This is a genomic window from Sedimenticola selenatireducens (assembly GCF_007625115.1).
GTDB classification, from domain to species: Bacteria; Pseudomonadota; Gammaproteobacteria; order Chromatiales; family Chromatiaceae; genus Sedimenticola; species Sedimenticola selenatireducens_A.
Map to the genome: position 1 here is coordinate 103,451 of NZ_VMNH01000022.1, position 15,043 is coordinate 118,493.

At 55.4% G+C, this 15,043-nt stretch carries 8 protein-coding genes and 1 pseudogene; 8 read left to right on the forward strand and 1 reads right to left on the reverse strand.

Features of this window, described 5'->3' with window-relative positions:
• Position 1: 1 nt before the first annotated feature.
• Positions 2-859, reverse strand: a complete 858-nt coding sequence (locus FHP88_RS14680; RefSeq protein ID WP_144359841.1) for an alpha/beta fold hydrolase — start codon at positions 857-859, stop codon at positions 2-4.
• Between the two features lie 280 nt (positions 860-1,139).
• Between FHP88_RS14680 and FHP88_RS14685 the strand changes: the two genes are divergently transcribed.
• From FHP88_RS14685 to FHP88_RS14715, 8 genes and pseudogenes are all read left to right on the forward strand, one after another.
• A complete protein-coding gene (locus FHP88_RS14685) occupies positions 1,140-2,831 on the forward strand; it encodes a ShlB/FhaC/HecB family hemolysin secretion/activation protein (RefSeq protein ID WP_144359842.1) in 1,692 nt (563 codons plus the stop codon).
• A 7-nt stretch (positions 2,832-2,838) separates the two neighbouring features.
• On the forward strand, positions 2,839-3,396 hold the full coding sequence (locus FHP88_RS14690) for a toxin-activating lysine-acyltransferase (RefSeq protein ID WP_144359843.1): 558 nt from the start codon (positions 2,839-2,841) through the stop codon (positions 3,394-3,396).
• Positions 3,393-12,380 carry a hemagglutinin repeat-containing protein gene (locus tag FHP88_RS14695; RefSeq protein WP_144359844.1) on the forward strand — a complete coding sequence of 2,996 codons (8,988 nt, stop codon included), beginning with the start codon at positions 3,393-3,395 and terminating at the stop codon, positions 12,378-12,380. The genes FHP88_RS14690 and FHP88_RS14695 overlap by 4 nt, the downstream gene beginning before the upstream one ends.
• Before the next feature lie 10 nt (positions 12,381-12,390).
• Positions 12,391-13,041, forward strand: coding sequence for a hypothetical protein (locus tag FHP88_RS14700; RefSeq protein ID WP_144359845.1), 651 nt, complete (start codon positions 12,391-12,393; stop codon positions 13,039-13,041).
• 155 nt (positions 13,042-13,196) lie between these two features.
• Positions 13,197-13,295, forward strand: a pseudogene (locus FHP88_RS19395) (transposase); the annotation flags it as partial.
• Between the two features lie 83 nt (positions 13,296-13,378).
• On the forward strand, positions 13,379-14,095 hold the full coding sequence (locus FHP88_RS14710) for a transposase (RefSeq protein WP_144359846.1): 717 nt from the start codon (positions 13,379-13,381) through the stop codon (positions 14,093-14,095).
• 72 nt (positions 14,096-14,167) lie between these two features.
• Entirely contained in the window at positions 14,168-14,428 is a 261-nt protein-coding gene (locus tag FHP88_RS19195) for a hypothetical protein (RefSeq protein WP_186297742.1), read from the forward strand.
• Positions 14,425-15,043 (forward strand): PoNe immunity protein domain-containing protein (locus FHP88_RS14715; RefSeq protein WP_144359847.1); only part of this gene is annotated, 619 nt, incomplete at its 3' end. The genes FHP88_RS19195 and FHP88_RS14715, both read left to right, overlap by 4 nt.

Consider the following 15,043-nt stretch of genomic DNA (forward strand, 5'->3'; position numbering starts at 1 on the left):
GTCAGTTTTTCAAAAACGTGTTAATGACATCTGCCGTTGCTTGTGGATTCTCCATATGCAGGTGATGGCCCCCTGTTAGCAGTACCACCTGCAGTTCTTTGATCAACTTTTTCCGCTCCTTCCAATTGTAATGCTTGGGTACTTCGCGCTCGCAATCACGAATAAACAGTGTTGGCGCGGTGATGCCTTTCAAAAAGGCTTGTGCCTGCTCTTCGGTAATATAGATAGGAGAACGTATCCTGAGTCGGGGATCAGTTCTCCAGCTGATGCCCTTGTCGTCCTGGATGGTATTTCTGGTAACCAGCAATTGTGCGGACCGCTCACTGATGCCGCCCGTTTTCATTCGGGCAGCAACGGCATCTTCCAGCTTTTTATAATGGTGAGTCTGTTTGGGATTGAGGCTCAAAATCTGATGGGTCGCTTCTGCCAGGTGCACGGGGGCCTTTGCTGGATTCTCACCCCAGGGACCCAGACCTTCAATCAGGATCAGCTTCTCAATGCGCTCAGGAAAGCTGGCGGCTATCAATGAGGCGATACCCGCCCCCATGGAATGGCCGAGCAGAATAAACTGCTCCCATCCTAGTGCGTCCGCAGCCGCAATGACATCCGCTACAAAATCAACAAAATGATAGTGTTGCCCGGGTGAGCGATGGTCAGAGTGGCCGTGTCCGGGTAGATCCAAAGTGACCAGCTCTACATCTTCCAAATGCTCGGCCAGCGGCAAAAAACTGGCGGCATTGTCCAGCCAGCCATGCAAGGCGAGTACTTTGCGGCAGTTTCCGGTACCCCACTGCAATGTGCTGAGATTGAGCCAGCGAGTGCTCAGTTTCTGTTCGGTAACAGCTAATGGTTTGGACATAATGCCTCTATCCGCCTTTTGAGGAATAATCTGATAATTCCTGAAATGTGAGCTGCTAGACAGTTCCGATAAGAACTAATCTACGAACTTTACTTCGTATTTCCACTGAATATAATTCTCATCCAGCGTGTCGATAGGTATAGAGTTCTCTGCAGTTGCCTATCATAACCCAAACCCCGTGCATGCTTTGTATCTCAACTGGATAACCAGAAGCTGCCTCTCTCAACAGGCGGTGTGGGATTTGTGCGTCTTGAATAATTAACTGGCAGGGATAGGTGTGTTGTCGGATCGTTTTCTATTACAACAGCGTTTAATTGTCGCCCTGATACTGGGTGGCTTTTGCCATGTGCTTTTCGCTGATCTCTCCGATCCCGGTGCGATAGCTCGTGAGCTGCAACAGCAGCAACAACGTGATCAGGCACTGCGTCAACAGCGGCACCCATCAGCACCTGATGCCCGATTGCTCTCAACACCCAGCGGGTCGGTGATTGTGTTTCCGGATGAGACGCCCTGTTTCCCAATAAGCCGGGTAGTGTTACTGAGTGATGAGGAAACCTTGGATACATTACTCGGACCTATTGCCCGTCAGGGTGAGGGGGCGTGTCTGGGAGTGGCCGGAATCAATCTGTTGATGGGACAGATGCAGAACCGCTTGGTCGATGCGGGGTATGTAACCACCCGTGTGCTTGCCGCACCACAGGATCTGAGTCAGGGAGAACTGGAATTAAGGGTCGTAAGCGGTCGTGTCGGTCGGATTCAGTTGACCGATAGCGGAGACAGGCAATTGGATCTGGCCAGTCTGCTTCCGGCTGAGCCCAATGAACTGCTGGATCTGCGTGACCTGGAGCAGGGACTAGAAAACCTGCAGCGGCTACCGGGTACCGAAGCGAGCTTCAAACTGGTCCCAGGGGAACTGCCGGGTGAAAGTGATCTGCTGGTCAGTTGGAAGCAGGAGAAGACGTGGCGGGTCTCTGTATCGCTGGATGATTCAGGTTCAGAGTCGACGGGTAAAAAACAGGCGGCCACAACACTGTTTCTGGACAACCCCCTGGGCAAGGGCGATCTGTTCTATCTCTCCCGTGGCATGGATGTGCTTAACCCAGGCCCACTGGGCAGTGACAGCGTTCAACTCCACTACTCGATTCCCTACGGCTACTGGCTGTTTGGTCTCAACCTGAGTCAATACGGTTATCACCAGACCGTCTCGGGTGGGGTGGTGGATTACGAGTACCGCGGTGAGAGCCGCACCGTCACGCTGGATATCGATCGGGTGATCTATCGTGACGCCAAGGGCCGCACCACGCTGAAGTTCCAACTCGGTCGTCGTGCCAGCAGTAACTTCATTGACGACATTGAGATTGCTCTGCAACGTCGCCGCACCACCTACGCCGAGCTGGGCATCCGGCATCGGCAGTTTATTGGACAGGCCACCCTGGACTGGGGGCTCAGTTACCGCACAGGCCTCAAGGGATTGGATGCCGAGCCGGCAGCGGAAGAGGCGAGTGGTGGGGCCTCGGCGCGCGCCGCGTTCTGGCAGGCACGGCTTGATCTCTCCCTGCCGTTTGAGTGGCAGCAGCAACGCTTCCGTTATCGCGGCAGGCTTAGAGGCCAAGTGGCACAAGCCGCGTTGACGCCTCCGGATCAGTTCGCCATTGGCAACCGTTGGACGGTGCGCGGCTTCGATGGCCAGTCAACGCTGGCGGCGGACAATGGCTGGTATCTGAGCAATGAACTGGCATGGCAGATACCGCGCCAGCAGTCCGAACTGTTTCTTGGTCTGGATATCGGGCGCGTCTCAGGTCGTGGTAGTGAGTATTTATCCGGCCAATCCCTGGCCGGCGCGGTGATCGGTGCACGCGGCAACTGGCAAAAGCTCTCTTACGAGCTGTTCGCCGGTACGCCGCTGTACAAACCGTCGCGTTTTCGCACCGACAACACCAGCTTCGGCTTCAGCCTGAACTGGCAATGGTGATATGACAATGAAACAGAAGGAACTGCGAATCGTCATGCCCCAACGGGGCGATGTGGTCAACGAAGCCGAAGTGCTGGGGGCGTCTGTCTGGCTTTGGATGCACTCAAATCGTCACCGGCTGATGACGCTACATCATCTCAACCAGATGCTGCTGCCCGTTATTCGCCAGGGCCAGTACGTGCTGGCGTTCGAGGCCGGAAAACCAGTGTTTTTCTTCAGCTGGGCCTATTTTGATGTGGCCGCCGAACAGCGCTGGTTGGCCGACCCCGACCGGCTGTTTGAGGAAGCGGATTGGAACAGCGGTGATCGCGCGTGGCTGATCGACTGGGTAGCACCCTTTGGTCATAGCCGCCGTATGCGCTATCTGCTGGATGAAGCGTTGTTTCCTCATAGCTGTATCCGCCTGCTTTCGCGCAACGCCAGTGGCTGCCGTGCGCGGATACTGCAACATCGCGGCCGCAAGGTAACGCGTGATGAAGCGCGCGCCTACTTTGCCGCCCGCCCTCTGCCCCTCCCCGGCATGAACACCTTTGCACGAACCGTCAACACAGGACATCAAGGATGAACAAGCACCGCTACCGTCTGGTCTTCAACAAAGCCCGTGGCCTCTGGATGGCCGTGGCTGAAATCGTCAAAGCGTGCGGCAAGGCGGCCTCGCCGGTGGTGGGCTCAACGCCAAAGCGGAGCGATGGCAGGAGTCTGCAGTGTGTGATGCGACCGCTGCGCCTGGCACTGCTGGCGGGCTGGGGTGGCCTGCTGGTTGCACAACCACTGCAAGCGGAGATTATGGCCGATCCCACCGCCGCTGCGGGCCAGCGCCCCGAAGTGACGCAGGCGGCCAACGGCGTCACCCAGGTGAACATCCAGCGGCCCGGTGCCAGCGGCGTATCGCACAACATCTATCAGCGCTTCGATGTGGACACCAGCGGTGCGGTGCTCAACAACGCCCGGGTGCCGGTCAAGACCAACCTGGCGGGTTGGGTCAATGGCAATCCCAGTCTGGTGGGCGGCACGGCGCGTATCATTCTCAATGAGGTGAACTCGGCCGATCCTTCGGTGCTGCGTGGCTATCTGGAGGTGGCCGGTGACCGTGCCCAGGTGATTGTCGCCAATCCCGCCGGTATCACCTGTTCCGGTTGCGGCTTCATCAATGCCACCCGTTCCACCCTGACCACCGGCCGGCCGCAGTTCGACAACGGCAGCCTGAGTGGGTTTGATATTAATGCGGGTGAGATCCGTATCGAGGGTGATGGCCTGGATGGTCGGCAGAGTGATTACACCGATCTGCTGGCTCGCGCTGTGATCGTCAATGCCGGTATCTGGGCCAATGAACTGAATCTGGTCACCGGTAGTAACCGGGTGGCAGTGGATGGTTCTCTACAGCAGACAAAAGCCGGCAGCGGAATGGCACCCGCCTTTGCCCTGGATGTCAAAGCACTCGGTGGCATGTACGCCGGGAAGATCACCCTGGTGGGTACCGAGAACGGTGTCGGCGTGCGCAATGCCGGACAGATCGGCGCACCGGCAGGACAACTGCAACTGAGTGCTGATGGTCGTTTGGAAAATCAGGGTGTACTTGCCGCCCAGGATCTGCACCTGCAAATGACCGATGATATCGACAACTCAGGCATACTCTCGGCCGAGCGTGATCTGCAGCTGACCACCCAGGCGACCTTCGATAACCAGGGCACGCTCTATGCGGTGCACGATGCCGTACTCAACGCGGGAACGGGCCTCACCAACCGGCAGGATAGCCAGGGCCTGGGCGGGGTCATCAGCAGCGGTCATGACCTGCAGATCATCGTGCAGCAGACCGGTGCACGGCTCGACAACCAGACCGGGGCAGTGCTGGCGGCTGGTATCGAGGTAGACGGCACCCAGGGCAGCACCGGTTCACTGCGGGTGAACGTCAATGGTGCGTTTTTGGGGCAAGGACGGCAGTCGGCTGCCGAGCAGCTCACGCTGCAGGCCACCAGCCTCACGCTCGACAATGGCCAGACCCGGGCTGGTGCTATTCAGCTGCAGGCCAGCCAGGGCGATATCAGTAACAAAGCCGGCGAACTGTATGCCGACGATCGGTTGGCAATCACCGCCGACACCCATGCCACCCAGACCCTCGACAATAGCCGTGGAAAGATCAGTGCCGGCCAACTGCAGATCAGCGTTGGCCAGCTCTCCAATGTCGACAGCGAATTGGTCAATACGGATAGTGCCGATAGCCGAGTCACGGTGGCCGGTACGCTGGATAACCAGCGCGGCCTCATTGCGTCCAACAGCCAAAATCTGGCGGTGCAGTCTGGCCGTCTTGACAACAGCCTGGGCAGTCTGGCGCATGCGGGAACTGGCACTTTGGGCCTTCAGTTCACCACCCTGCAGGGCAGTGCGGGCACGCTGGCCAGCAACGGCCAGCTGACCATCAGCGCCACCACCTTGACCCTGGATGATGCCACTACCTCGGCACAAGTCATGGCTATTCAGGCCGGTCAGTTCAGTCATCAGCGTGGCAGCCTGGTGGCCAATGCCGGCGCGTCGGTGCAGGCCGTGTCGGTGGATAATCGTAACGGCCTGATGGCCGCACGCCAGGATGATCTGACCCTGACCAGCGGTGGCCTACTGCAGAACGGGCAGGGACGCATCGAGTCGGGCAATGCATTGCAACTGACCAGTGGCATCCTCGATAACCAGCAGGGCGAGCTGCTGGGTGATTTCGTGGTGGTCGATACCCAGCAACAAGCGTTCGACAACCAGGCAGGCAAGGTGGTCGCTGATCAGACCTTGACCGTGAACAGCGGTGCCCTGAACAACCAGGGTGGTTTGTTGCAGTCCGGCAGCGCCATGGTCGTGGATACCCATGGGCAGCGACTGGACAACAGCGCCACCGCAACCAGCGGTGGACTCAACAGCCAGGGAACGCTCACCCTGCGCAGCGGTGATCTGAATAACCAGGCGGGCTATCTGGGCGCCAGCGGCGCACTGGCTATTCAGGCGGCTGCTGTGGATAACCGCAGCCAAGGGGTGCTGCTGAGTGAACAGCAGCTTGGCCTCACCGGCGCCAGCCTCGATAACCGTCAGGGAGCCGTGCAGTCGAAGGGGAACCAGAACCTGAACCTGAGCGGTACGCTGAACAATCAGGCCGGCTCCCTGCTAAGCGAAGCGCAACTGACGCTGCAGGCCGATGTGCTGGATAACCGCAGCACGCAATCGGGTGTCCAGGGGTTGCAGGCAAAGAGCGCTACCGTCAGTGTCAGCCGACTGCAGAACGACGCCGGTCGTCTGCTGGTCGACCAGGCCCTGCAGATCACAGCCAACAACCGGCTCGACAATGTGGATGGCCAGCTCTCCGCCGGCCAGACACTGCTGGTGACTACCGCCCGCCTGGATAACACGCGCGGCAGTGTGCAGTCGGGTGATCAACTCACCCTGACCGCCACCGACCTGGTCAATGCCAATACCCAGACCGGCCGCCAGGGATTGCAGGCGGAGCGCATCGATCTCGCCTTTGTCAATCTGGACAATCGTCAGGGGCGGCTGCTGGCCAATCGGCAACTGACCCTGCGCGGCAACGGCCAGCTGGATAACCGCAACGGTCTGCTCTCTTCACAACAGGCATTGCAGGTCAGCGACAGCCAAAGCCAGCGCACCCTGCGGGTACAGAACCAGCAGGGCCGCTTGGTCTCCGGCACACAGCTGCAACTCAGCAGCTACAGCATCCAGGGTGATGGTGAGCTACTGGCCCTGGGCGATATCAATCTCTCCCTGTCGGGTGGCCTGAGCCATCAGGGCGATCTCATCACCAACGGTGATCTGAACATCGCCCTGGCCGGTGACCTGAGCAACAGCGGCAAGCTGGCCGCTGCCGGCACCCTGACCCTGGCTGCCGTGAATATCGATAACCTGGCCGGGTCGGAGATCAGCGCTCCCATCAACTTCATCCAGGCCAATGGCACCCTGAGCAACCAGGGGCTGATCGACGGTAGCCAGACCCGTATTGTCGCCGGTACCTTGGATAACTTCGGCACGGGTCGTATCTACGGTAATCAACTGGCCATTCAGGCCGCCACGCTGAACAACCGTGATCACAACCAGCGCGCCGCCGTGATTGCCTCACGGGGCGATCTGGATCTGGGCATCACCACCCTCGAGAACCGCAATGGTGCCTTGATCTTCAGCGCCGGCGACCTGCGCATCGGTGGCATGCTGGATGCCAATGACCGCGCCACCGGCAAGGCGGGGCAGCTGAACAATCGCAGTGCCGGTATCGAGACCCTGGGCAAGCTGGCCATCACGGCCACTCAGTTGCTCAACCAGGACACGGTGTTCCGGATCGACACCCTGCACACCCTGGTTGATGAATACCATCGAGAGTTGCGCTGGGTTAACAGCGAGGATTATTACGAGCGCACCTACCTGCGTAATGGATATGAAGAGGTGATCGGCGCCAGTGATCCCGGACGTCTGCTTTCCGCCGGCGATATGACGCTGAACATTGATCAGATCACCAATGATAAGAGCCATATCCTGGCCGGTGGTACCCTGACTCTGAATGCCGTGCAGGTGGATAACCTGAATGCCACGCTGGAGAAACGTCAGGAGGATGTGGGGCAGGAGCGTTTCAGCTGGATTGAGTATTGTAGACTGGGCAAGAGCAAGTGCCGCCGCTATACCCCCTACACCCCCTACCAGCCGCCGGCACAGATCACCACCATTCCGGTCACTCTGGCGCGGGTGGAGCAGCAGGGCAGTGTATCGGTCAATGATCCGGGGCTGACGGCGCATCAGCCGGACAGCACCCATCCCACCCTCGCATCGGCCGACAGCAATACCGACAGCGCCCAGGGCATGAACCAGACCCCGGGCCCGCAGCAGTCGCTACAGCTTACCGCGCAGGCTGTTAACCAGTCCGGGACGAACAGTCCTCAGGTGGTACGCAGTGGCGGGCTGCTGGTTCAGCTGCCCAACAATGCGCTGTTCAACTACCAGACCAGCCCCCAACACTCGGTGCTGATCGAGACCGATCCGCGCTTCGCCGACTATCGCCACTGGCTCAGCTCCAACTACATGCTGGACCAACTGGGTCTTGATCCGGCCAACGTCATGAAACGCCTGGGCGATGGCTTCTACGAACAGCGGTTAGTGCAGCAGCAAATTACCCAGCTCACCGGGCAGCGTTACCTGGCCGGTTACCAGAGTGACGAAGAGCAGTTCAAGGCGCTCATGAACGCCGGTGTGACCTTCGCACTCGCCTATGACCTGACACCGGGCCTGGCCCTCACCACCGAACAGATGGCGCACCTCACCAGTGACCTGGTGTGGCTGGTGGAGCAGACCGTGGTGCTGAGTGATGGCAGTCGACACAGCGTGCTGGTACCGCAACTCTACGCCGTGCTGGAGCCGGGCGACATCAACGGCCAGGGTGCCCTGCTGGGCGGCGAACAGGTGGCCCTCAACCTGAGTGGCGACTTGCTCAACCAGGGCTCCGTGCAGGCGGTGGACCGTCTCAACCTGAGTGCCGTCAATATCCACAACCGGCGCGGTAGCTTCAGCGCACGCTCAACGGAGCTGAGCGCCACTCAGGATATCGATAACCAGGCGGGCCTGATGCAGGGCCGTGATCGGCTGGTGGTCCAGGCCGGGCGCGACTTCACCGTGCGGGCCGCCACCCGCGAAGGTTTTAACCAAGTGGGTGACAGCCAGTTCGAGCGCATTCATCTGGATGGCATCGGCACCCTGCAGGTGCTCAACCCCGAAGGGCAACTGGCCGCTTCAGCCGGTCGCGATCTGACCCTGACCAGTGCAGCCGTCATCAACGAAGGTGAAAACGGTACCACTGAACTCAGCGCCGGTCGTAACCTGCAGCTGGAGACCACCCAGACCCGGATGCGCGATGCCATGGTCTGGGACAGCCGCAACTACCGCACCGAGGATCTGCAGCGTGAGATCGGCACCGCCATCCAGACCGAAGGCGACCTGACCTTCAGCGCCGGCAAAGACCTCACCGCCCGCGCTGCGCAGATCAGCAGCAACGGCCATCTGCGGGCACTGGCCGAAGGCAATATCGCCATCGACCACGGCATCAACACGGATCACAACGCTCGCCGTCAAGTGATTAACTCCAAGGGTTTCCTCTCATCCAAAACCACGATCGACGAGTCACGATCAACCACTCGTTCGGTACAGGGCAGCCTGCTCAGCGCCCAGGATATCACCCTGCAGGCGGGTCAGAATCTGACTGTGTCCGGTTCGCAGGTGGTGGCCACCGAGTCGGTCAATCTCAACGCCGGGGGTGATCTCACTATCCAGAGCGGGCAGCAGACCAGCGACAGTTATAGCTACCATCAGAAAAAGAGATCCGGCCTGCTCACCGGCGGTAGCGGCTTTGGCATCACCATCGGTAAGATGCAGAAAAGCGACCAGGTGGAGCAGCGCCAAGTCACCCAGGTCAGTAGCACCGTCGGTGCCCTGAATGGTGATGTGACCCTCAACGCCGGACAGGATGTCACGGTCAAAGCCTCCGACCTGCTGGCCCGCCAGGGCAACATCCACGTCGAAGGGGCCAACATCACCCTCGACAGCGCTGATGACACCCTGGGCCGGCAGGAAGCGCACAAGTTCAAACAGAGTGGCCTTACCCTGGCAATCTCCGGTGGAATCGTCGACACCCTGCAGACTATAAAGAGCAGTGTGGAACGTATCGACAGTACGGAAGATAGTCGCCTCAAGGCGCTGCACGCCTGGCGTATTGGGCGTATTGCCAAGAATCTGCCCGATCAGTTCGACAAACTCGATCACCTGGATCAGGATATCGCGAACCCGACCCAGCCGAGCTCGGTCGATGGCGAGGAGGTACGGCCCAGCAGTGGCATCAACCTCAGCCTCAGTCTTGGCAGTAGTGCCAGTGAACAGCAGATCAGCCAACGCAGCCAGACCGCACTGGGTAGCAGCCTGATCGCCGATCAACAGATTCAGATTACCGCGCGGGGACGCTCGGGTACTGAAAATCCGGGCAGCCCGGAAGAAGAGCTCAGCGGTGGTGATATCAATCTGCGAGGTGCCCTGCTGGAAGCGGATCAGATCACACTGAACGCAGCGAACGAACTCAATCTGACCAGCGCAGAAAACCATAACGACTACACCGAGACCAGCAAAAGCAAAAGCTCAGGCATAGGTATCTCCATCGGTAGCGATGGGCTGTTGTTCTTTGTTGAGGGGAGTCGTTCCCGTGGCCTAGTCAACCAAAGTGATGACCGCTACCTCGAAACACTCATAAACGCCAAAGAAAAGGCCACCCTCATCTCCGCTAGCGATACCACCTTACAAGGGGCACAAGTCAACGCCAAACGCATTGAGGTGAACAGTGGCGGTGATCTCAACATCATCAGTCAACAGGATAAAGAACACTTCAAAAAGCGTACTCAATCAATTGGTGGGCGTATCGGTATTGGCTACGGAAGAATGAGTGTCAGCATTAACGCCAGCAAACTCAAGGCCGACTCAGACTACGTTGCAGTACAGGAACAGTCTGGCCTGTTCGCCGGAGAAGGCGGCTTTGATGTCCAGGTCGCCCAACACACCGACCTGCAAGGCGGTGCCATCGTCAGCGAAGCTGAGCCCGACTACAACCGCTTCAGTACAGACACCCTGAGTTACAACGCCATCGACAACCATGCCAAATACGACGTCGAATCGAAGAGTATCAGCTTCAGCACCAGTGGCGGCCTCGGCGGCGGCTTCTCAGACGACAGTGGAGAAGCCCAAAACACCACCTACGCCGCCATCAGTGATGGCGATATCACCGTGCGTTCCAACCCCGGCCAGAGTCTGGATGAGATCAAGCGAAGCCGGGAAGAGGCCCATCAAGTGCTGGGGCGGATTTTTAGTGAAGAGATGGTTCAGCAGATGCAGGAGGAGGTTGAGTTTACGCAACTGCTGAGTGAGGAAGGCCCAAAAGCGATTGGAGATTACGCCGACAGCCAACTAAAAGCGGCCAATGAGCTGCGTCATCGTGCGGACAGTGCCGAAGCCTCAGAGCGCGATACACTAAATGCAGAAGCTGATCGGATTGAAGCCAACTGGAAAGAGAACGGCCATCTACGCATTGCCCTGCATGCCTTTGTTGGTGGGTTAGGAAATGGATTGGAGGGTGTGGTCGGTGCAGGGATAACGGCCAGCGCCATTCCGCATATTGATGGTTTGCTTGAGAAGAGCGGTGTGTCGAAAGAGACGCGCAAGGCGATCCTGATAGCGGCCAGTGCAGGTGTGGGTGGATTGGTTGGTGGGCAACCGGGTGCGCTTGCCTCCATGGGGCAGACAGTCAACAACTATCTCAGCCATCTTGAGGCTACGCGCCTCAATGAACTGAAAAAGCATCTCCTCACCTGTGAAGCCGATTGCAATATCGATGCAGTACGCGCAGAGATCAAAGCGCTTGAGGGACTAGACCGCCACCGGGATGAGTACGCACGTATTGTTTGTGCACTCCCAACCAGTGCGGCTTGTGGTCAGGTTATTGGACAGATGCAGGCGTTTAGAGAGGGGTACCTGGCTGCCGGGCCGTTGTCGATGCTCAGTCGCCAGAAAACCGAATCGACCCAACTGGCAGAGCAACTCTTTACCTACAGGCAACGTGCCGCAAATCCGGAGATCTACAACACCGTTAAGGGTGTAGGCACAAGTATCGGCGCAGGCATCGAAGGAACCCTAGACCTGGGTTTGTTGGCAGGTAATGCCGCGCTCGGAGACGAACAATCGCAAGCGATGTTGGTGCAGCTTGCCGCTGCGACCAAAGCATTCCTTGCACACCCGGTGGACAATACAGAGAAAGCCATCAAGACCAAACTGGATGAGATTGATCGCTTGGAAAAGAGTGGACAGACTGATCTGGCCCATCAGAAACGTGCCGAGCTCTATACCTCGGGGGCATTTACGATTACCGGTGCGGGAGCGCTGGCGATTACCGGAGGCAAAGTGGTGATTGCCGGGTCGAAGTTGGCTGTATCCGGATCAAAGGCCCTGGTAACCAGTATTAAAAACGTCGCTGGTTCAGCTGCGGACAAGTTTAATCTGGTTGATTGGAGGGGGTTGGTTGGGGATACTTGGGGGAAGGCAGACGTACGAGTATTGTTTGAAGCTACAACTCTTACTCAGCAACGAGAGTTGGCTAAACTGACTAATCAGGCGAGACATGATTTGGTTAATGACTTTAATGCATTGTTTTCTGAGTTATCACCAAATCAAATTGATGCAATCGTTGAAAATCCTTGGACTATGCAATTGTTTTTCGGAACAGCGGTAGAAACTAGAGTTGCTAGGCAGGTGAGGGTCGCGCAAAGTAGACCTGACAGTGTTTTTGAAGGAATGAAATGGACGGAACGAACAAATGCACCTCAAGATTTTATTAATCCTGATGGATTTGGATTTGATATTACAGGTAGTAGCACAACCTCTATTTTTAAGCATCAAACGAGACCAGAGGTAAACACGGTAATTACTTATGATTCGATCCCAAATGATTTAGGGTATAAGTTCATAGGCTGGTTAGAGAATAATTAGGTAAATGTTAATGACAATAGAATCGATAAATAGTGAAATGATAAGTGAGTTCGATGGGAATTTTAGTTTAGTAGATAGAATTTTTGATAAAGAAAACTTCAAGAGTTTTATCGTGAATCCTAAAGAGGGAACGTCTATCACGATCGAAAATTGTTCGTTTGTAGGTTGTAAGGTAATTGATGGTGATTTTTCGATCATGAAAGGAACGGTTTTGAAAAATGTCACTTTTATAGATTTTAATTGTGGCAATGCAATGCATATAAGCGCTGAAGCAGTTTTAGATAATGTGAAAATTGCAGGATCTAGCATGCCAAAGATGATATGGATTAGGCCGCAAGATGGAATCCCTTCAATAAGAAATAAACAAAATAATTTTTTAGACATATCAGAATATGACGGAGAGGTTAGCATTACAGGGTTTCCTGTTGATAGAGTTAAAATAAATCGAAATCATCAGGTGGTTGTAAAGGCTAACTTGTTAGAAACAGTCGATTGGAAAGGTTTAGGTTTAAGTACACTGAGTTATTGGAAAATGATGGCAAAAAAAGCTTCTATTGAGAGTAGAGAAGCTGGAATATTTTCAATGCCACCTAAAAGTGGTCGGAATTATGAGCGCTCCATGAAGGAACTAAATATTTTGAGGAATAACGGCTATATCTAAGGATGGTCTGAATAATTGAAGTTTTTCACTTCACTGATCATCCACATTCAACTATCTGTAGAAATGGCGGTCTGGGACACCCACCCATTGACAAAACAATCCCACCGGCCATAATGGAGAACATAAAGGAAACCGCATGTATCAAGGAGTGATTCATGCCACGCCCCAGGAAATCTCTCGTCAGCCTCGACGATACCCCTTATTACCACTGCGTCTCACGCTGCGTTCGGCGCGCCTTTCTCTGCGGTGAAGATCAATGAATTCAATGGGGTCAGACTCGATCGATTTACTGTTTTCTGGTATGATATGTCGATTCCAAATTAATTGACAGAATTCTATGGCACGTCAACCCCGTTTTGTTTTAGTTGGTCACCCGCAGCATGTCATTGTTCGTGGTAATAATCGTGATCCCATATTCTATGGGGATGAGGATTACCAGTTTTACCTAGAGAAACTCAAGTTGGCATGTGAAAAGCATCACTGTGATTTGCATGCTTATGTGCTGATGACAAATCATGTGCATCTTTTGATCACGCCTTGGAAAGAGGATAGTTTGTCAAAGGCGATGCAGATGTTGGGCCGCTATTATGTTCAGTACTTCAATCACACACATAGTCGAACAGGCACATTGTGGGAGGGGCGCTACAAGGCGACGCTAATCGACAGTGACCATTATGCGTTGACCTGTTATCGCTATATTGAGCTGAACCCGGTTCGAGCGAAGGATATGGTTGCTCATCCCAGTGAGTATCCGTGGTCGAGCTATAGGCATAATGCAGTTGGAGAGTCTAACCCTCTTATTGTTCATCATTCGCTTTATAATGCACTCGGAAAGACGGATGGTGAGCGTCAAGCCGCTTATCGGCAACTATTTAGGTCGCACATTTCAGTTAAAACGCTGGATGAGATAAGAGAGGCAACTAATAAGGCTTGGGTGCTAGGTAGTTCTAAATTTAAGGATAAAATCGAAAAGAAGTTGAATCGCAGTGCTAGTCCAAAAGCAAGAGGTGGGGATCGGAAGTCTGAGTCATATAGGAAAATTATTGGTGCATAGTCGTTGCGCTGAATATCAATCGAGTCTGACCCCATAGATTCCATAGATTCCAGAAAGACGGGTGCTTCGGCCTTGGGCAAGACCAATGATGGGCGGCAGGGCAGTGAGGCTTGGACGTTGGGGTCGGGGCGGCTGGAGAAAGCGGTTGGGGTTGATAATGCAAGGGATGTTCTGGCATCAACTAAATTAGGGCGTACTGAGACCTGGGTGGTGACGACAAGGAGGGATGGTGTGACAGAAATCCAGGTGCTTGATGCTCTCGGAAAACCAGTGAGTGTTGGAGAGTCTAGTTTGCTTGATCTAAGTATTAATTATACTGGGGCAAAACCGTGATTCGGGCGTCTATAGGTGAGTTAAGCTATTGGAATGAGCGAGTTTTGAAAGATCAGGAATGGATCTTGAGAGCCGGCAGCCTACTAGAAGAGCCTAGCAAGAATCCGGTATATGATCCCCAGTTTTCGTTGGACCTATCAAGGGATGGTATGCGATTGCTTCTCCGGCGTTACTCTCGTGGTGATGAAATACCATTGCTTGTCGAATATTTTCCTGACCTTCTAGACGCCTGGGAATCCTCCAATCAGCTGTCTGACGATATCTGCCGTGAACACAACCTGGAAACCTGCCGGGATTGGATCTTTGACCTGTCAAATCTTAATCACTACAACTGGTGCTTCTGGTTGGTTGGTCTGGCTCTTGCGCTTGAAATACCTGACGACCAATGGCAGCGCCTGCTAGTTTTGATTGGAGGTGAAGGAGAGGATGAGTTGCTTGATAGGATCATCGCTAGCCGCCAACCCGAACGCAAAGTAGGGTCTGCTCTGCTGCACATGAAGCCTTATGCCAGATTGCTTAAAGCGATTGATGCGCCAAAGGAGAAACAGGCCGCATTGCTTCTGGAGTTCGTCGAAAACTGGTACGTAGAGCTTGCCCGAAAAGGCAAAGACGAAC